The organism is Sphingomonas canaveralia, from assembly GCF_047238125.1.
Classification (GTDB): domain Bacteria; phylum Pseudomonadota; class Alphaproteobacteria; order Sphingomonadales; family Sphingomonadaceae; genus JBDFMH01.
Window position 1 is genome coordinate 1 of the sequence record NZ_JBDFMH010000004.1, and the last position, 18,558, is coordinate 18,558.

Annotated in this window: 20 protein-coding genes and 2 pseudogenes; 6 read left to right on the plus strand and 16 right to left on the minus strand. The window is 65.3% G+C overall.

What is annotated here, in order from left to right:
- The 12 genes and pseudogenes from ABC347_RS17850 to ABC347_RS17905 all read right to left on the minus strand — a co-directional run.
- A pseudogene (locus tag ABC347_RS17850) lies at positions 1 to 722 on the minus strand (TolC family protein); the annotation flags it as partial.
- Positions 723 to 1,169: 447 nt separating this feature from the next.
- Entirely contained in the window at positions 1,170 to 1,532 is a 363-nt protein-coding gene (locus ABC347_RS17855) for a hypothetical protein (protein ID WP_413247153.1), read from the minus strand.
- A 43-nt stretch (positions 1,533 to 1,575) separates the two neighbouring features.
- On the minus strand, positions 1,576 to 1,983 hold the full coding sequence (locus tag ABC347_RS17860; protein ID WP_413247210.1) for a DUF411 domain-containing protein: 408 nt from the start codon (positions 1,981 to 1,983) through the stop codon (positions 1,576 to 1,578).
- A gap of 109 nt (positions 1,984 to 2,092) precedes the next feature.
- Positions 2,093 to 2,485, minus strand: coding sequence for a DUF305 domain-containing protein (locus tag ABC347_RS17865; RefSeq protein ID WP_413247154.1), 393 nt, complete (start codon positions 2,483 to 2,485; stop codon positions 2,093 to 2,095).
- A gap of 175 nt (positions 2,486 to 2,660) precedes the next feature.
- Entirely contained in the window at positions 2,661 to 3,428 is a 768-nt protein-coding gene (locus tag ABC347_RS17870; RefSeq protein WP_413247155.1) for a PepSY domain-containing protein, read from the minus strand.
- A complete protein-coding gene (locus ABC347_RS17875; RefSeq protein WP_413247156.1) occupies positions 3,428 to 3,967 on the minus strand; it encodes a c-type cytochrome in 540 nt (179 codons plus the stop codon). Before ABC347_RS17875 ends, ABC347_RS17870 begins: the two co-directional genes overlap by 1 nt.
- A gap of 112 nt (positions 3,968 to 4,079) precedes the next feature.
- Positions 4,080 to 5,351, minus strand: coding sequence for a copper resistance protein B (locus ABC347_RS17880; protein ID WP_413247157.1), 1,272 nt, complete (start codon positions 5,349 to 5,351; stop codon positions 4,080 to 4,082).
- Positions 5,348 to 7,420: a copper resistance system multicopper oxidase gene (locus ABC347_RS17885; RefSeq protein WP_413247211.1), complete on the minus strand. Its 2,073-nt coding sequence runs from the start codon at positions 7,418 to 7,420 to the stop codon at positions 5,348 to 5,350. Before ABC347_RS17885 ends, ABC347_RS17880 begins: the two co-directional genes overlap by 4 nt.
- 108 nt (positions 7,421 to 7,528) lie before the next feature.
- Entirely contained in the window at positions 7,529 to 8,737 is a 1,209-nt protein-coding gene (locus tag ABC347_RS17890) for an acyltransferase family protein (protein WP_413247158.1), read from the minus strand.
- 47 nt (positions 8,738 to 8,784) lie between these two features.
- The gene (locus tag ABC347_RS17895; protein WP_066782013.1) at positions 8,785 to 9,348 is read right to left on the minus strand and encodes an RNA polymerase sigma factor; all 564 of its coding nucleotides are present in this window, start codon (positions 9,346 to 9,348) and stop codon (positions 8,785 to 8,787) included.
- Positions 9,349 to 9,358: 10 nt separating this feature from the next.
- Complete coding sequence (locus ABC347_RS17900; protein WP_413247159.1) at positions 9,359 to 9,799, minus strand: periplasmic heavy metal sensor; 441 nt, start codon at positions 9,797 to 9,799, stop codon at positions 9,359 to 9,361.
- Positions 9,796 to 10,071 carry a hypothetical protein gene (locus ABC347_RS17905; protein WP_413247160.1) on the minus strand — a complete coding sequence of 92 codons (276 nt, stop codon included), beginning with the start codon at positions 10,069 to 10,071 and terminating at the stop codon, positions 9,796 to 9,798. The genes ABC347_RS17900 and ABC347_RS17905 overlap by 4 nt, the downstream gene beginning before the upstream one ends.
- A gap of 128 nt (positions 10,072 to 10,199) precedes the next feature.
- Between ABC347_RS17905 and copC the strand changes: the two genes are divergently transcribed.
- The 3 genes from copC (at position 10,200) to ABC347_RS17920 (ending at position 11,821) form a co-directional block, all read left to right on the plus strand.
- A complete protein-coding gene (gene copC / locus ABC347_RS17910; protein WP_066782016.1) occupies positions 10,200 to 10,568 on the plus strand; it encodes a copper homeostasis periplasmic binding protein CopC in 369 nt (122 codons plus the stop codon).
- A gap of 4 nt (positions 10,569 to 10,572) precedes the next feature.
- Positions 10,573 to 11,499, plus strand: coding sequence for a copper homeostasis membrane protein CopD (copD, locus tag ABC347_RS17915; RefSeq protein WP_413247161.1), 927 nt, complete (start codon positions 10,573 to 10,575; stop codon positions 11,497 to 11,499).
- Positions 11,500 to 11,587: 88 nt separating this feature from the next.
- The gene (locus ABC347_RS17920) at positions 11,588 to 11,821 is read left to right on the plus strand and encodes a flagellar biosynthetic protein FliQ (RefSeq protein ID WP_413247162.1); all 234 of its coding nucleotides are present in this window, start codon (positions 11,588 to 11,590) and stop codon (positions 11,819 to 11,821) included.
- 50 nt (positions 11,822 to 11,871) lie between these two features.
- Here the strand turns inward: ABC347_RS17920 and ABC347_RS17925 are convergent, their stop codons facing one another.
- From ABC347_RS17925 to ABC347_RS17935, 3 genes are all read right to left on the minus strand, one after another.
- Positions 11,872 to 12,195: a four-helix bundle copper-binding protein gene (locus tag ABC347_RS17925; RefSeq protein ID WP_413247163.1), complete on the minus strand. Its 324-nt coding sequence runs from the start codon at positions 12,193 to 12,195 to the stop codon at positions 11,872 to 11,874.
- A 96-nt stretch (positions 12,196 to 12,291) separates the two neighbouring features.
- Positions 12,292 to 13,170 (minus strand): DUF4396 domain-containing protein, encoded by an 879-nt coding sequence (locus tag ABC347_RS17930; protein ID WP_413247212.1) that lies wholly within the window; start codon positions 13,168 to 13,170, stop codon positions 12,292 to 12,294.
- A gap of 69 nt (positions 13,171 to 13,239) precedes the next feature.
- Positions 13,240 to 14,553, minus strand: coding sequence for a type II restriction endonuclease (locus ABC347_RS17935; protein ID WP_413247164.1), 1,314 nt, complete (start codon positions 14,551 to 14,553; stop codon positions 13,240 to 13,242).
- Between the two features lie 428 nt (positions 14,554 to 14,981).
- On the opposite strand from ABC347_RS17935, the pseudogene ABC347_RS17940 reads away from it, so the two are divergent.
- The 3 genes and pseudogenes from ABC347_RS17940 to cueR all read left to right on the plus strand — a co-directional run.
- Positions 14,982 to 15,041 (plus strand): annotated as a pseudogene (locus ABC347_RS17940) (hypothetical protein); the annotation flags it as partial.
- A gap of 117 nt (positions 15,042 to 15,158) precedes the next feature.
- Positions 15,159 to 17,420: a heavy metal translocating P-type ATPase gene (locus ABC347_RS17945; protein WP_413247213.1), complete on the plus strand. Its 2,262-nt coding sequence runs from the start codon at positions 15,159 to 15,161 to the stop codon at positions 17,418 to 17,420.
- A complete protein-coding gene (gene cueR / locus ABC347_RS17950) occupies positions 17,417 to 17,800 on the plus strand; it encodes a Cu(I)-responsive transcriptional regulator (protein WP_066782022.1) in 384 nt (127 codons plus the stop codon). The genes ABC347_RS17945 and cueR overlap by 4 nt, the downstream gene beginning before the upstream one ends.
- A 10-nt stretch (positions 17,801 to 17,810) precedes the next feature.
- Here the strand turns inward: cueR and ABC347_RS17955 are convergent, their stop codons facing one another.
- Complete coding sequence (locus ABC347_RS17955) at positions 17,811 to 18,398, minus strand: hypothetical protein (RefSeq protein WP_413247218.1); 588 nt, start codon at positions 18,396 to 18,398, stop codon at positions 17,811 to 17,813.
- Between the last annotated feature and the right edge of the window lie 160 nt (positions 18,399 to 18,558).

The window sequence follows — 18,558 nt, forward strand, 5'->3', positions numbered from 1 at the left end:
GCAAGAATGTCGGGGTGTCGATCGAACGCCGCCCGCAGCGTGGCAGGCGCAAGGTCCAGCGCCGGAACGTCGCCGGCCGTTTCAGGCGCCTGGACCCCGGTCCACCGCGTTAACATGGCGCGGGCGCGAGCAACCGCCGAAACCAGTTCAGCCCTGCGATCCTCCAAGGTGGCGATCGCCTGATCCACTGCCAGAGTCTGTGCTGGCCTTGCTGCTCCCGAGGCTGCAGCCGTTCGGGCTGCAGCCGGCAGCGCGCGAAGCGCGCCAAGCGCTTCGTCCATGGCTCGAAGGCGACGCTCGGCATAAGCGAGGTCGACCCATGCCGATCCTGCGCCGAGCCTGATCTGGCGGAGTCTGGACGCCTGTGATGCCTCAGCAGTCGTTATGGCCGCTCTGGCCTGGGCCTGAGCGGCATGGCGCTTTGCCAGATTGGGCACGTCCTGCTGAACGCCGACACGCCCCATCGTCATGCTATCGCCGTTGAGCGTGTACGCCGGCGGCCCTGACACAGGAAAGTTGTCCAGCCCGAAGGAGAGCCGGGGGTCAGGGAGGCTGCCGGCGGCGCGTGCGTCCGCGCTTGCGGCGGCGATCCCCGCCCGTGTTGCCGCGGCACCCGGTGCACTGGCAACCGCCTGGCGGACCGCTTGGTCGTAGGTCAGCGGTTCCGCATGAGCAGCGCTCGTTATGAGCGCCGCCAGCGGCACCATGTAGGATGCGCGCATCCGTCATTCCTCCATGTCATGATCGCGGCAGAACCGGGACGGCGCACTTATACGGCAATCCGTCCCGGGACTTTGCGGCTGTTCGAGCGCTCCGGATTAACCGGAGTGGCTGCCACTCATGGACATGCAAGTGTCAGACGCGTGCTTCATCATCGCGCAGTCGCACGCCGCGGTCTGAGCAGCATCTGCGACCCACACCCGGCGAGGCGCGGTCACCGGCGCCCGCGGGCCATACGACGGTCCTGAGCGCCACTCCCAATGCCCGGCCTGCTTCTGATTTTCCGAATTAATCGGCGAAGCCGACGCGGAAGACACGGCGGCGACAGCGGCGAGCGCCGCAAAAACGATCTTCTTCATGGTAGAAATTCCGTTCTGATAAGATGCACAGACGGGTTCTGAGGTCGCTTCCGGTTAGCCGGAAACGAACAGGACCCGTTCGGGATCAGATCAGACGGTAGGGGGCTCCGGTTCGGGAGCAACGTCGAATCCGGCAAGCACGGGCGAGGTGGGCCAGGTCGCAGCAAGCCGCGGAGCGTAAGCCTGCTCCGTCAGGGGCCGCGGCTCCTCAAAGGTCATCGGAATGGTGCAGCCCATCTGAGCGATGCACGCAAGCGTCAGCCCCTTGCAGGGCTGCTTCGGCGACTGCTTCTGCGGAACTGCCATCTCCGAGCAATCCATGCCGGCCGGCATGGTGTGGCTCGCTTCCACTGTTGGCGCAAGCGTCGGCCCAGCGGCAAGCGCCATCCCTTGGCCGAAAAGGCCAAGAAGCGCTCCAAGCAAGAGCAGCAGGGATAGCCGACGTTTCAGCACGAGATTTTTATCGATTATAACACTTTAAAAGTCAATGAACTCATTAGTTGTGATGAGCATACAGGCGACGCCCGCCCGGCCCGAATGCAATAACGTCATAGGGTTGTCCTTTCACACCAGCTACTTCCATGCCCGGCGAACCGAGCGGCATTCCCGCAACTGCCAAGCCGCGCATACCTTTCGGATGCTGTGCCAGCACGCGCTTCATGTCGGCGATGGGAACGTGCCCCTCGAACGCCATACCGTCGACAATGGCGGTATGGCAGGACCCAAGCTGAGCCGGGACGCCTACGCGGCGCTGAAAGGCGGCTCGATTGGCGTCGTCGACGATCTGCACCTTGCGGCCGAACTGCTGGCGGACCTGAGCCGCCCATTTCTCGCAACAACCACACCCAGGATCGCGATGCATGGCGATGTCGGCTGCCGCCGACGCTACGGCCGGGATCGTCATCAACACGGCGGCGAGAGCGCCACAAAAACCAGATTTCATAGAGTCAGCTCCAGATTGCTTAGCCCCGCCCTGTCGGGGGATTGGGGGACTGACAGGGCGGGGCAGCGCCTTACTGCGGGCGCTTGCCATGCTTGCGGAGCCACGCCTGTAGCTCGGCAATGTCCTTTTCCTGCTTCGTAATCGTCATCTGCGCCATGCGCTTCGTATCGGCGTCGCTCGCTTCCCGAACTGCGACGCGCGACATGGCGATTGCGCCGCGATGATGCTCGATCATCTTGCGGGTCCACATTTCGGCCGCGTCGCCCTGTTTTGCGGCCATCATCTTCTGATGCATGTCCATCTCGGCCTGGCCGTAAGGATTGCCCGCCATCATCTTGGACATGTCGTCGTGGTTCATGCCCGGCATGGAGCCGTGATTCATGCCCTGCATACCCCCGCCCTGCTGCGCGAGCGCGGGCGTGGTGATGAGTGCCAAAGCTGCTAAAGTCGGTGCAAAGCGCATTGTCGATCTCCTTGGGTCCTAAGGGTTCTACGCGTGCGGGGCGTCGACCCCTCAGGCGAGTCGTTAGAACGCGCGAGATAATGGCGAGAAACGGCACTTTATTTCTGAGGGATGTGCTCCCGCGCCGCGTAAACTTAACCTCGCTAACCCGCTCTCGCCGCGTGCCCCCCTCCCGTTAGACAGTGCGGGTGGCGACGCGGCGCCGCTTCCGTTTGGGCCACCGCATGTAGAGAAGAACCGCGCCGCCCAGCCAAAGAGCAAGTCCGCCGATCGCGAAGGCGAGCAGCCAGGGCGTGTTGAAGTTCTCGTGGTTCTGCCAATCCATGATGTGGAGGCCCCAGAAGAAATCGTAGAGCCGCCACGTCCCCGTTCTCACCGCCACAATCCGGCCGGTGTCGGCCGCCACGAAGACGCGGGTGGAATCGGGGTCGGCGAACGCCACGCGCCATACGGGAAGGGTGCCGCGATACTCGGGGCTCGGGCGCTCGATCCGCTCCACGGCCGCCGCCGGTCGCCCGCCGCCGCGCCAAGCAGCGCGCGCGACCGCCTCTGCTTCAGCCGCGGTCGGACTGGGCAGGGCGGCGCCCGTTCTGGCGTCGAAGAGACGCGTGCCGTTCGCGCTCGCGACTTCCGCGACCGGACGACCGAGCCACATGCGATAGGTCACGGCCTCGATCGGCGCGGCCGATGCGGCGGCGATCGCCGATGGTGGCGCAAGCGGGACGCCGCCGGGCAGGACCGCGACCGCTTTCCGGCTCACCAGATGGTCGCCATGCACGCGGGCGATAGGCAAGAAGCTCATCAAAGCGCCGCTCGTGAACCATAGGAGAAGCTGCGCGCCAATGATGATCGCAAGCCATTTGTGCGTGCGGCTCGCCAGAAGGTGCAGCCGCGACTTTGCGCTTTTCAGAACCGGACCTCCCTCAATCCATCTGGCGGGCATCACTTCATGCCCGGCATGTCCTTCATCATCTCGTCATGCTCGGCCGGCGCGCTCGCGACCAGCGCCTGATACTGCTCGGGCGTCATGCCGGGGAGCTTACGCACGAACGCGACCATGTCCCAGATCAGCGAGTCGGGATGCGACTTGCCCCATGCCGGCATGGCGCTGAGCTTCACGCCTTGCTTGATGATCCAGAATTGCTGCGCCGGCGTGAGATCCTGGGCGCGAGCGAGTTCCGGCGCCTGGGGGTAAAGGCCCTGGCTCATCTCGGATTTCTCGACTCCGGGACCGAGATGGCACCCTGAGCACATTTCCCCGTAAAGTCCGGCGCCGACCGAAACACGCTGTGTCGACGCAAGGTCGGCCGGGGGCGTGATGCCTCGCGCGTGCGCCTGGATCGACCGATCGCGCAGGCGTTCGAGCACCGAATAGACTGCCGGCGTATGCGGCTCGTCGGCCGCGACGTTATAGACGCCAAGGTAAATGAAGGCGGCTGCGCCCACGGCGACTAGAACCGTCATCAGGGCGACAAAGGACACGCTCGGCAGGTGTCGGCGCACCGTCCCCGGTCTGTTTCGTTCCATTGCTTCCTCCCTCAGAAAGCCGGATTATTGCGCGGGCGGGCAACACTGCGACGCTGCGGTGGCCCGCTCAGAACCACATGCGGATGCCGGCGACGATGCTGCGAGACGTGGCTTTGTCGCCCTCTGCCCGAGCGAAGCGCGCGGTGTCGCCGAACCGGCGATCCCACGACACACCGAGGTAGGGCGCGAACTCGCGCCTTACCTCGTAGCGAAGCCTAAGCCCCAGCTCGGCATTGGAAAGGCCCGATCCGATCCGATTTTCCGGCACGTCCTGGGCTGCGAAATTGAGCTCGGCGCGCGGTTGCAGGATCAGCCGCTGGGTGATGCGCTGATCGTAATAGCCCTCTAGCCGCCCAAGTACGTCACCCTTATTCGACAGGAACAGCGCCCCCTCGACCTCGAACCAACCTGGGGCCAACCCCTCAAATCCGACGGTCGCATAGGTGCGCTTCGGGGACGGCCCCAGGTCCTGACGGATGCCGGCTTGGAGGTTGAAATAAGGGCCGATCGCACGACCGTAGAGGGCTTGGACCTCGGCGCTCTCAAGGCCTTCGCGGAAAGCTCCCTCGCCCTCGGTTTTGACGAACAGGCGATTGATGTCCCCGCCGAACCATGCCTCGCCATCCCAGCGATAGCCGTCGCGGCCGTTGCGAAACTGATACTCGGCAAGGTTCAACAGCACCTGATTGAAGTTCTGACCACCGTGATGCTGCTGAAGGTGGTGGCGACCCATCGCCATCGCGTCTGCGCCATAGACGCTATCGGCTGCATGGTCGGTCGGAAAGGGCGGGGCCGGTTCGTTCCCTGCGGCAAGCGCGGTCCCGGTCTGCTGCACGCCCTCCATCGTCATGCCGGGCATTCCGGCCATCCCGGACATGCCCGGCATGTCGTGGCCGCTGCGCTGGTCCGCCGGCATGTTCATGCCCGGCATGGCCGAATGATCCATGCCTTGCATCGGCTGCTGCGCGCCCTGAGCGGGCATCTGCATCCCCGGCATCGCCTGCACGTCGTGCTGGCCGCCCTGCGGGGCGGCCCGGTCCATCCCGGGCATGGTCGAATGATCCATGCCCGGGATGGTCCCATGATCCATACCCTTCTTACCGGCGATCGGGGCAGCGTTCTGCTTCGCCGGAGCCGCTTTCCGCTTCGCGGCCGCGGGCCGGGCCTTCGTCGATTTCCCCTTCGTCGCGGGCTTCGCTGCCGGCTTCTTCTTGGCCGGCATCGGCATCGTCATCCCCGGCATAGAGCCGTGGTCCATGCCCTGCATCGACTGAGCGGCGACGGGAGTTGCCATGCCGAGCATGGTGGCGGCGGCGAACGCCGCTATCAGCCGGCTCATGCCGCCGCTCCTTCAAGCGGCCGAACCGTCACGACCCGCATCATGCCCGCGGTCATGTGATAGAGATTATGGCAGTGGAACGCCCAATCGCCCGGCGCGTCGGCGGTCAGGTCGAAGGTCATCTTGCCTCCGGGCGGCACGTTGACCGTGTGCTTCCTCGGCGCATGGTCGCCGTGCCCCGTCACCAGCTCGAAGAAGTGGCCGTGGAGGTGGATCGGGTGGGGCATCATCGTGTCGTTCACCAACGTAATCCGCGCCCGCTCACCGTTGCGGAACGGGATCGGGTCGGCCGGGTCGCTGAGCTTCTGACCGTCGAAGCCCCACATGTAGCGTTCCATGTTGCCCGTCAGATGGATCTCGAACTGACGTGACGGCGCGCGCACGTCCGGGTTGGGCTGAAGCGCAACGAGGTCGCGATAGGTAAGGACGCGGTGGTCGACGTCCTCCAGCCCTTGGGGAGGTTCGCCGCTGCGATCCGTGGGGGAGGGCGAGATGGTCTGAACGCCTGGTCCCATCTTGACTCCCGGCGCATTCCTCGGGTCGCGCATGTTCATGCTCATCCCGCCGCCTGAGCCGTGGTCCATGCCGGCCATCCCGCCAGCCTGGCCGGACCCGCCCTGCATCGCGCTATGGTCCATGCCGGCCATGCTGCCGCCGCTCATCTGGCCGTGATCCATGCCGGCACCGCCCGCCGCCATCTGGCTGTGATCCATCCCCGGCATGGCAGCGCTGCCCATTTGGCTGTGGTCCATGCCGGACATCCCCGCCATTGCGGCGCCGACCGCGACGGTTCCGTGATCGGTCGGTCCCTTCCAGCCGGTCAGCTTCCACAAGTTGCGCGAGGCATTCTGCATGACGGTCGGATCGAGCCCGCGCTTCGCGACCGGCCCTTTATCTTTCATGCCGGACATGCCCTCCATGCCGGACATGCCCTGCATCCCGCCCATGCTGCTCATGTCCATGCCCATGTCGGTCATGGTTAGCAGCGTGCGCGGGCGGAGCGGCGGAACCGGCGCGATCATGCCTTCACGCGGAGCAAGCGTCGCACGCCCCATGCCGGAACGGTCGATCGCCTCGGAAACGAAGCTATAGGCCCGATCCTCGGGCGTCACGATCACGTCGAAGGTCTCGGCGACGCCGATCTGGAATTCGTCCACCTTGACCGGGCGCACATTCTGCCCGTCGGCCTGCACGACGGTCATCGGCAGGTCGGGAATGCGGACGTTGAAATTGGTCTGGGCTGCGGCGTTGATGATCCGCAAGCGGACCCGCTCGCCCGCTTTGAACAGCCCCGTCCAATTGTCATACGGCCCGTAGCCATTCACCAGGAAGGTGTAGGTCGATCCGGTGACGTCGGCGATGTCGGCGGGGTCCATCCGCATCTTGCCCCAGTCGATGCGGTCCTTGAGGGGCATTTCGCGACCCGCAAGCAAGCCAGCGAGGGTCGGCCGCTGATAGTTGAAGTAGGCGCCGCCCATCTGCTTTAGCTTGCGGAAAATCTGTTCGCCGGTCATCTGGCTGTGGTCGGACAGCACGATCACATGCTCGCGGTCGAATGCGATCGGATCGGCACCTGCCGGGTCGATCACGATCGGCCCGTAGAGCCCTTCCTGCTCCTGCTCGCCCGAATGGCTGTGATACCAATAGGTGCCCGACTGCACGATCGGGAACTCGTAAACGAAGGTCGAGCGCGCCTTGATGCCGGGGAAGCTGATCCCGGGCACCCCGTCCATTGGGAAGGGCACGAGCAACCCGTGCCAGTGGATCGAGCTGTCCTCGTCGAGGTTGTTGGTGACGGAAAGGCGAACCTTCTGCCCCTCCTTTAAGCGGATGAGCGGAGCCGGCACCGTGCCGTTGACGCCGATTGCTGGCGTTGACTTGCCATCGACGGGAAGTTTGAAACTGTCGATCGTCAACGCGATGTCGGTTCCCGAAACAGTCGGGAGCGGCTTGACAATGCCGCGGGAGACGGGTTGCGCCCACGCAGGCATATAAGCTGAAAGCGCCAGCCCGCCGCCCGCTAGGGCGGCGCCGCGTAGTACCTGGCGACGGTCGATAGTGCGGCCCATGCGATGCTCAAGCTCTCGATCAGAAATGTCCATCTAGTCTTGATACGCAACGCGCTCACATAGCCCTCAACCTTTGTGAAAAACGACGCACGCTGATCGGCATCCGGGTCACTCGACACGGGGGCTGCGACTGGCGAGTAGCCTGGAAGTCAAAAACGAACGCACGGTCCCTGTGTGCCTCTCAGTGAATCGCGCAAAGACCCAGCACACGACAATGGCCAATGCGAGCGCTCCTCCCATAAGGAGGATATTGGCTGCGGTCGGGGGCATCCGCTCGGAACTGAGCAGCATAGCCGCCGCGAACGCGATCACTGGAAAATGCAGAGCATAAAGCGAGAAGCTGGCCTGCGCGCCATAGGCAGCTAGCGGCTGCAGCCAGCGGGGGGCAGGCGGATCGACCAGCAGCAGCACATAGAGAAAAAGCGCGAACGTCGCTGCCAGCGCCAATTCCAGATATGCCAGGCCGATAATTCGTACAGCGATCAGCATCAAGATCAGGGCGGCGCTGGCAACGCTCAACCAGATGCCGCGAAGCGGGGGGCGGCGGTCCTCATCGGTTCGCGCACGAGTTGCCCGGTAAAGCGCGGCACCGCAAAGCCAGCAGCCAAAGCCGATCACCATATGCGGTACGATCCACGCAAGGCCGATCGCCAGTAGAAACGGTGAAATACGGCGTGTGCGCCAGCTAACGATGATGGCCGGAAACCAGATATAGAACCAGAACTCGTAGGCCAGACTCCAAAGCGGACCATTTGTGCCGAATGGTGCGACCACAATGCCTTGCAAGAAAAAGATATTGCCGAGCAATACGCGCCAACTGAGCGCATCACCGACGTTCCTGCGGAGCACGTAGGTATCGGTCGCACCGCTGTGTGTTGTTGACTCGATGCCAACAAGGGCAATCGCGTCGAGCACACCGCCGATCGCCAGCGCGGGCAACAGGACCACCAGCAGCCGGGCGAGCCGGTCGATCAGGTAATTCGGCCATCGCCAGCCCACCACGACCCGGCGCTCGACGCTGCGAGTGATCCAATAGCCGCTCAAAACAAAAAACAGGATGACGCTTGCATGTGCATAGCCAGCGAGAAAATACGCGGCTGCAGCCAAGACCGATGTTTGGCCGGAATAATCTTCAATCAACAGATACCATGCATGCGCGAACGCGACGATGATCGCGAGCGCGCCGCGCATGGCATCCATCGCCACAAAGGCACCATGATCCGGCTCCGGGTCATCGCGCCCAGAGTTAACCGACTTGCCGTCGTCGCGACGCGCGTCCTGTGTATCCCCCATATCCGGAATACGCAGATCGACCACGCATCCCTCGCGCCGCCTGATTCCGTCAGAGGACTGCGGCAATCGCCTTACATTAGCGATGCCGCTAGTTTCTGACGGGCACGGTAGAGGCGCGTTTCCACCGCCTTTTCGCTAATCGATAGAACGGCCGCGGTCTCAGCTTGGCTAAGCCCTTCGATGGTTCGCAACACCAAAGGCTCCTTCAGCGTGGCAGGAAGGCCGGCGATGGCCCGTGTCACACGGTCCAACTCCTGCCGATCGCCGGTCGCATCATCGGCCCCCACCTGGTCGTCAACAACCGCCTCGGCCTCGGGGCCGATCGGTGTCGCGAACGACAGGAAACGGCGAACCGTCCGCTTACGTCCCCAATCGCGGCACTTGTTGATCGCGATCGTGGACAGCCACGCACGCATCGAACGCTGGCCATCGTAGCGAGGCATGGCTTGATGGGCTGCGACAAAAGTTTCCTGTAGCAGGTCCAGCGCCTCGTCGGTTTCACCGACGCAGGCTCGCACCACGCGGAAAACGGATTGGCGATGACGGCGCATGATCTCGGCGAAGGCGGCTTCCCGCCCCGCGATGCTGAGCGTCGCAAGCTCACCCTCGGAAAGTGCCGTCCAATCGAAGCTCACTCGCCAGAACTCACCGGGCGTCGTCGGTGAGCGCCTTCACCACCGCCTGGTCGAACTGCCCAGTCTGATTGGGCCGGAGAAGCTCTCGCATGGCAAATATGTGCGCGAGCGTCGCCTTCTGTAGCTCGCCCATGACCGCGTGGCTGCGATCGACCGCCGCGGCGACGCGGGGGCCGTTGCCGTGCTCGGCTTCGATCGCCTCCGCCAGCCTTGCATTATCGGCTCTCAACTCAAGCTCGAAGGCGCGACGCTGCACCGCAAACCGCTGTTCCAACACCTCAAGGCGAGCCTGCTGGTTTGCGTCCAGCGCCAGCTTGTGATGCAGCACGTCGTGCAATTCTGCCCCAGGCTGTGCTTTCGGCGGGAGCAGCGCCCGTCCGACGAACACACCGCCGATCGCGGCGATGAAGCACGAGATGACGCAGAGTACCAAGCGGGTGCGGCCGCTCATGGCGCGCCGACGAGCAAGGTCGAGGGCGCGAGCGGCGATACTGGTCCGAGCGGAGATAGCGTCGAGGCCGCGCTAGCCTCATTTGCCGGCACGCCCGCGCCGACAATCCCCATGACGAGCGCAAACGCGATCGTCATGGCCCCCAGGCCCATGCCGGTGCGAGCGGCTGGTCGCGCAGCAATGCGCGCGAGCACCCTGGCTTCGATTCCATCGAGGCTCGCGGGCACCGGGGCCCGCGCCAGCCTCGTCAATACTGCGTCGAGGTCGTTCATGTCGTTCACTCCGTCCCCTTAGCATGGATTACGCAAGCGCTGCTCTCATCCCTCACCAAATGTCTTTGAGGGATGGTCGAACGGGGCGCGTAATGAAGGACAGGAACCTCCTGTTGAAAGGCCCCTCTATGCGTCGCTTATCTGTTCTGACTGCTGCTGCTGCCGCTCTAACGTTCGCCGGCACAGCCTACGCGCATCCCAAACTGGTTTCCGCCAGCCCGGCCGCTAACGCGACGGTCGCCAAGCCCGCTCGCCTCGAGCTGCGTTTCAGCGAAAAGCTCGTGCCAGCCTTCTCCAAGGCTGATCTGATCATGGCCGCCATGCCCGGTATGCCGGAGATGAAGATCGCCAGCACCGCAGCACTTGCCTCCGATGGCAAGACCCTCGTCGTCACACCGAAGGCGCCGCTCCACTCGGGGCGCTACAATGTCGCCTGGAATGTCGTCTCGACCGACACGCACAAGATCGCCGGTACTTATACCTTCACAGTGAAGTAAGGCGATGGGGGACTGGTGGCTGATCGGTGTCCGCTTTGCGCTTTACCTGACGCTGGCGGCGCTGTTTGGCCTTTCCGCATTCGGCCTCTATGGGCTGCGGGCAGGCGAGCGCGGCGACGCGCTCGCGTTGCGCCCGTGGCTCGTCGTGAGCGCGGCGCTCGCCCTCATCTTTTCGGCCGTTTGGGTCGTGCTGATGGCCTCCTCGATGGCGGGAACGCCAGCTTGGCCGGTCGACCAAGAAGCGGTCGGCGCCCTACTCACGGGGTCAGCGATCGGGGTGGCCTGGAAGCTCCGAATGGTCGTGCTCGCCCTGGCGGCACTGGCCGCCATGCTCGCCGGTGGTCGGGACGCTTGGCTGGGCATCGTCGCCCTATGCTCGGCTGTCGCGCTCGGGACGCTGGCATGGACGGGGCACGGGGCAATGGACGAGGCCGCGATGGGCTGGGTCCATCTTGCCGCTGATATTCTCCACCTGATCGCCTCGGGTGCCTGGGTCGGCGCGCTGCTTGGATTGATCCTTCTCGTCTCCCGGCCTGCCGCACGCGTTGACGCGGCGCATCTCGGGCTGACGCACCGCGCGCTCCATGGGTTCGGGACAGTGGGAACGGTTGTGGTCGGCACGATCGTCGTCACCGGCCTGGTCAACGGTTGGATGCTGGTCGGGATCGGCAACGTCACCGCGCTCGCGGCGACCCTCTATGGTCAGCTCCTCCTCGCCAAGCTGGCGCTGTTCGTCGCCATGCTGGGTCTCGCCTCGCTCAACCGTTTCCGGCTGACGCCGGCATTCGAGCGGTCGATCGCCGCTTCCGATCATGGGCGCGCACTCGGCGCGCTGCGGACAAGCCTCGCGATCGAGACGGCCTGCGTCGTTGCGATCCTCGGGCTCGTTGCCTGGCTGGGCACGCTCTCCCCGCCTGCCTCGGCGATGTGATGCGCGTCCGGGGAGCCCTCGCGTTCCCCGGCCCGACAGGCGCTTGCGCCTGATGGATCAATCCCTCCTTCTCGACGAGACGGGCAGGATGCTGGTCGTGGTCGGCCTGATCTGCGTGGTGCTGCTCGTGCCGATGATGATCGTCGGGCTGATTATCAGCATCATTCAGGCCGCCACCTCGATCAGCGAACAGACGCTGAGTTTCGTCCCCAAGCTCATCGCCCTGGGCGTCTGCCTGATCGTGTTCGGGAGCGCCGCGGTCGAGCTGCTGACGAAGTTTACTGGCGAGCTGTTCGACGTGATCGCGCGGATGGGGCACTAGCAACGCGGCGCCCGGTGCGCGGGCGGCCGACCGCCCGCGCTAGCGGGTGGTCAGACCGCCATCTTCTCGCACGCCTCGGCACAACGCAGGCAGGCTTGGACACAATCCTCCATGCCGTCGAGCCCCTGGCAGCTCTGCGCGCACGCACGGCAAATCTCGGCGCACTCGCGGCAGATATGACGGTGATGCTCGGAGCCGCGGGCCATGAAGTCCAGCGCGACCGAGCATATCTGCGCGCAGTCGAGCATGATCTTGATGTGCTGCGGCTCGGCGTGGCGGCCGCCTGCTTCCAAGCAATGGTTCACTGCCATCGACAGGCAGGTCACATGGCATTGGTGGCAGGCGTCCATGCACTCCTGCATCTCGGCGCTCATCTGATGGTGCATCGTTCGTCCTTCCATTGGCCCCGCCCATTTGTAGATACGCGGCGCAGCGCTCGATCCCTTGTCGAGCGCGCCGGAAGAGCGTCGTCACATCGTCCAACGGCCTCCGATCGTCGCCACGATGATCCCGGCGCCAAGCGCGAGCAGCGTCAGCACGGCCATCGCGACGATCTGCGCCGACGTCGCGCTTGGACCATCGGCCATACCTGCCATGCCGGCCATCGTCCCATGTTCCATTCCGGGCATGGGGGCGGCGCCGGCCTTTTCGGCCGCCATGTCGTGCCCGCCATGCCCGAGCGCACGCACCGTGCCCATGCCGTGCTTCAAGCGGACACCGACGAGCCATAGGTTGACCGGGTAGGCGACAGCGAAGCCGACGAGCGTGGCGAGCGACATCACGCCCCAGAAGCGAAGCGAGCTGGCGTGCATCGCCGCCATGTCCCGGCTCATCAACACCACCATCGTCGGAATCATCCCGGCCATGACCGCATTCATCGACAACCATTCGGGGATGAAGGACGCGCGAAGCGCTCCCCAATAGGAGCCGCCCGCCATGTCGCGCATGAACAGCGCCTGGAAGATGAGAAGGCCGAAGCCGAAGCCGAAAACATATTCTGCGATCACATCCTGCCACATCGGCAGGCCGAGCGCGGTCGTGAGCGCCGCCGCCACGATGATGCCGGTGGCGTCGCCGGCTATGCAATGGATCGAGGAGCCGAACGCCTGCTTCCAAAGCGGCCGAACGAAGTTCTCGTGCCGCTGCGTCGCCGGCTCCTGGCACGACAGGACATAGGCCGCCGCCATCACCGGGCCGCCATAGAGCGTGACCAACAGCCAGCCCCACTTCATCACCTTCAGCTCGGGATTGCGGGTGAACGCATTCCACGCGACGTAGGCGACGGACAGCGCGGTCAGCACGAACCAAACGATCAACAGCGGATCGAGCCAGGGAACCGGGGAAGGCATCGTCACGGCGGTTCTCCTCTACTGCTAGAGGATACGTGGCCCCCGATCTTACCCCTTAGCGAGGGCGGCTTATGCGAGCTTGCTGGCGATCGCCTTTATCGCTTTCAGCCCCGATCCGAACCGGCCGATCGCCTCGCGGTTCTTCTCCAGCTCGCCATAGGGGAGGTAGGATATGTCGAGGTCGGCGACGCGGCTGAACGCGGGCCGCTGCAACTGCGCGCGAACGTCCGCCTCGCGCGCGTCGGGCGCGACAAGGAACAGCCCCGCGGTCGCGTGAAGGTCGCTGCCGCTGAGCGCTAGATCGAGCATCCTGACGATGCCCGAATAGATCGACGTCGAATGCTCCACCTCGAACGCCGCCGCGACGTGATCGCCGTCCCGCTCAAGCCACAACACGTCAATCAACCGGATGGAGTCCGCGCCCTTCGAGGTCGCAATCGTGTCGGGCAGGCGCTCAAGGCATCCGGCTCCCAAGGCCGATCCGTTGAAGGACCGGCTGCGATCGTTCGCCGCAATCCACACGTCGTAGCCGAGCGCCAGCCCTAGATCGCGAAGCCACGCCTGGATCTCGGCATGGGTGCGCTCGTTCTCCCCCTGCGCCATCGCGGCCTTGCTGAGCGTGCGCGCTTCCTCGCGGGCCGCCTCAAGCCGCTGGCCCCACGTCGTCAACGCCGTTCCGCTCCCGTCGAGCGGAGGGGCGGGGTAGCGGTCGGACCCTACATCGAACAACAAGCCCCCGATCGCGCCAAGGTCGTTCGACAGCAGGTCGCGATGCCGGTCGTTCAGGTCGAGGATGCCGGTTCGCATCGCCAGGAAGTGCTCCCAGCTCCCCAGCTTGACGTTTGCTCCGGTCAGCGCGTTGTAGCCCTTCACGATCGCAGTGTTGAAGGGCGGCACAAGCGTCGGATGAAGGAAGTAGAGGAGGTTCGCGACCGCTGGCCCGAGCCCCTTGATCTTCAAGCGGTCGATCGCGTGGATATGGCCGATGATCTCCTCGGCCGTATCGCAGCACGAACAGGCGTCGAGCAGCCGGCCGAACGCGCGTTGGTTCTCCGAGCTCTCGTAAATGTCGGGGATGCGGAGCTTAGGCTTCCACAAAAAGGCGTGATCCGCGCCTTTGAAGATTTGCCGCTGTTCGGCGACGGAGTGGACGACGGTTTCGAGCGATGATCCCCGATAGGCGACGCCGAACGTGCCGCGCTCGATCTCGCCGACCACCTGGGTGATTCCGCGCCGGATCGAACGGAAGTTCTTCAACCGCTCGTCCCAGAGGAACCAACTCCGATAGGTCGCGCTCGGATCGTCCCGCCAGCGGGAAATCAGGCGACGGACAAGCCCGTCATGGTTGTCGCCTGTGGAGAGGGTATCGATCTGCGCCGCCATATGTCCCCGTTTTGCCCGGCCCGTGCTAGCGAGCCGGAATATAGACCTAAGCCGCGGTCCTCATGGCGTCGAGAGTTTCGGGCTTGTCGCAGTTATGTGAGGACAATGCAGCCCAGCCGCGTAGATTCAGCATACCCGCCATGTCGATAGTGCCTTGACCCTGACACGGTGTCAGACCTTACATGCTCTCGGGTCGAAGGAGTCTCGCCATGAACGACCCTCAATCCCATTCCCACGCCGGGGGCTGCGGCTGCTCGAAGCCCACGCCCGCGCCCAAACCGGCTCGTGCTGCTGCGCCCTCGTCCTGTTGCGGGGGCGGCTCAGCCGCACCGGCTCCCGTCGAGCACCATCACGCCAAGCCGGGGGGCTGCTGCTCGGGCGGCAAGGCAGGAAATACCGCCGAAATGGTCAAAGACCCTGTGTGCGGCATGGTGGTCGATCCCGTGAAATCACGGCATCATGCCGAGCATGAGGGGCGCGATTTTTACTTTTGCAGTGCCGGCTGTCGGGCCAAGTTCATCGCCGATCCCGATGCTTTCCTCGGCGCGCACGCTGGGCATCATCATGGCGACGCCGCGGCGACCGTAAAGGACCCGGTGTGCGGGATGACGGTCGATCCGGCGAAAACGGCGCACCATGCCGAGCACGACGGCCACGCCTATTATTTCTGTAGCGCGGGGTGCCGGACGAAGTTCGTCGCCGACCCTGACGCTTATCTGAGCGGCAAGCCGCGTCCTGAGCCGATGGCGACGCCGGGTGCGATGTGGACGTGCCCGATGCACCCGGAAATCCGCCAGGAAGGGCCGGGAACCTGCCCGATCTGCGGCATGGCGCTCGAACCGGAAGAACCGTCGCTCGATGATGCGCCCAACCCCGAGCTGGTCGATTTCACGCGTCGGCTGTGGGTGGCCGGCGTGCTCACCATCCCGCTGCTGGTCGTCTCGATGTTCGCCGAAATGCTCGGGCTGCATGTCGTCAGCCCGGCCGCGTCCCCTTGGGTCCAGCTCGCGCTCACCGCGCCGATCGTGCTGTGGGCGGGTGCGCCGTTCTTCGTGCGAGGGTGGCAGTCGCTCCGCACCCGCCACCTCAATATGTTCACCCTGATCGCGATCGGGGTGGGCGCGGCGTTCCTCTACAGCCTGGTCGCGACGCTAGCGCCGGGCATCTTCCCTGACACCTTCCGCACGCATGGCGGGATGGTGCCCGTCTATTATGAGGCGGCCGGCGTCGTCGTGGCGCTGGTGCTGCTCGGACAGGTGCTCGAACTGCGCGCCAGGGCGGCGACGGGGCGCGCGATCCGCGCGCTCATGGACTTGGCCCCCAAGACGGCGCGCCGGTTGCGCTCGGACGGCTCTGAGGAAGAAGTCGGCCTTGCCGACGTGGCCGCGGGCGATCGGCTGCGGGTCCGCCCTGGCGAAGCCATCCCGGTCGATGGCGTCGTGGTCGAGGGCCGGTCCTCGGTCGATGAGTCCATGCTCACCGGGGAGCCTGCGCCCGTCGTCAAGGAAGTCGACGCGCCCGTCACCGGGGGCACCGTCAATACGACGGGCAGCCTGGTCATGGAGGCGCGCGCGGTCGGCTCCGATACGATGCTCGCCCGCATCGTCCGGATGGTCGCGGAAGCGCAGCGCAGCCGTGCACCAATTCAGGCGGTCGCCGATCGCGTCTCGGGCTGGTTCGTCCCGCTGGTCGTGCTCATCTCGATCGCGACGTTCGTGATCTGGTCGCTGGTCGGCCCTGAGCCGCGCATGGGCCATGCCCTGCTCAATGCCATCGCCGTCCTGGTCATTGCCTGTCCCTGCGCCCTCGGGCTCGCCACGCCCATGTCGATCATGGTCGGCACGGGGCGCGGCGCGCACGCCGGCGTGCTGGTCAAAAATGCGGAGGCCCTGCAGGGGCTGGAGAAGGTCGATACGCTGGTCATCGACAAGACGGGCACGTTGACGGAAGGCAAGCCCAAGCTCGTCGCCATCGAGGCGACAGGCGCGATCGAGGAAGGCGAGCTGCTGGCGCTCGCCGCTGCGGTCGAGGCGCAATCCGAACACCCGCTCGCCCACGCGATCGTCACGGCCGCCAAGGAACGCGGAGTGCAGCTCGGCGCGGTCGCGGATTTCGCCTCGCAAACCGGGCTGGGTGTCAGCGCCACGGTGGAGGGCCGCCAGGTCGTGATCGGCAACGCCGCTCAATTGCGCCGGATCGGGGCCGATCCCGCTCCGCTCGAGAAAGCCGCCGACCGTCGCAGGCGCGAAGGGGCGGGCGTCATGCTGATCGCGGTCGACGGACAGCTCGCCGGCCTGGTCGCGGTCGCCGATCCGGTGCGTGACAGCGCTAGAGAGGCTATTGCCGCGCTCCGTAAGGAGGGGCTTCGGGTCGTGATGCTGACGGGCGATAATCGCACGACGGCCGATGCTGTCGCGCGCGCCGTGGGCGGGCTCGACGACGTGCGCGCCGATCTGCGACCTGAGGACAAGGCCCGGATCGTTGCCGAGCTGAAATCGAGCGGCGCGCGAGTGGCGATGGCTGGCGACGGCATCAACGACGCGCCGGCACTGGCGGCTGCCGATGTTGGCCTGGCGATGGGCACGGGCACGGACGTGGCAATCGAAAGCGCCGGGATGACGCTCACGCGCGGCGATCTCTCGGCGATCGTGCGCGCCCGCAAGCTCGCGCACGCGACGATGCGGAATATCCGGCAAAACCTGTTCTTCTCGTTCCTGTTCAATGGGATCGGCGTGCCGATCGCGGCCGGCGTGCTCTACCCCGTCGCCGGCCTGTTGCTATCACCCATGCTAGCGGGCGCGGCAATGGCGCTCTCGTCCTTCACCGTCGTTCTGAACGCGCTGCGGCTCAACGCGGTGAAGCTGTGAACATCGGGGCGGCGTCGGACGCCAGCGGCGTCTCCCAACGCATGATCCGTCATTACGAGAAGATCGGCCTGGTGCCCGCGCCGCCTCGGCGCGGGAGCTACCGGGACTATGATGACGCCGATGTTCACCGGCTGCGGTTCATCGCCAATGCGCGCGACTTGGGATTCCCGGTCGAGGAAATCCGCACGCTGCTCGGTCTGTGGTCGGATCGCGGTCGGTCGAGCGCCGAAGTAAAGGCATTGGCGGAAGCGCGCGCTGCCGAGCTGGGTCGTAAGGTGCGTGCGCTGGAAGCTATGCGGCGCTCCCTTACGGGCCTCGCCCAGGCCTGCCACGGCGATGATCGGCCTGATTGCCCGATCATCGATCGGTTGGCTGAATAACCGGACGCCGTCAGCGGCTCCGGTCCTTATCGCGCGGCGCCTGCGTCGGGGACGCGCGGCTGATTTCGCCGTCCAGCGATCCGCCCGTCTTTATCCGATCGGCGAGGAGCTGGCGCGTCGACTCCCCGATGGTTCCCACCATGCGCGCGCTCTCGCCCCGATCGCGCGCGGTCTTCATGGCCGCGTCGACGATCGCCTGGGCGGGCGCGAGGCGGGGATCGGCTTGGTTCTTCTCCGCCGTGTTCTTCAGGAACAGCTCAGCAAGGCGCTCCTGGCCCGGAGAGTGGCCGGGGGGCAAGATCGGCCGCTCCAGCGACCGCACGGCGCGCTGAAGCTGCGCCGGCTGCTGGCTGTTGATCTGGACGCCGAGCGCGGCGCCGATCTCCCGCACCCGCTCCAATGGCGTCTGCTGGGGCGTCACGACGGCATCGACCTGACGAACGCCGAGATAGGTGAGAAGGTGCGATTGGTAAATCGGCCCCTTGGCGTGGCGGACATAGGCAAGTTCGGTGCGCGCGTTGGCGATGGCGGCGGGGCCGATCCGCGCCTCGGGCGCGAGGTCGCGCTTGATCGCCGCTGCCGAGAGGACCGCCGCCATGCCGCGATGGTCGCCGGTCAGGAAGGCGAAGCATTTTATAGACGAAGCTGACCGCCTGACCGAACCGGGCCGCGATTTCCTCGGCGTCCATGCCGGTGTCGCGGAGCGCCGCGAAGGCGCGGATGCTGTCTGCCGGGTGCATGTCCTCGCGCTGGAAGTT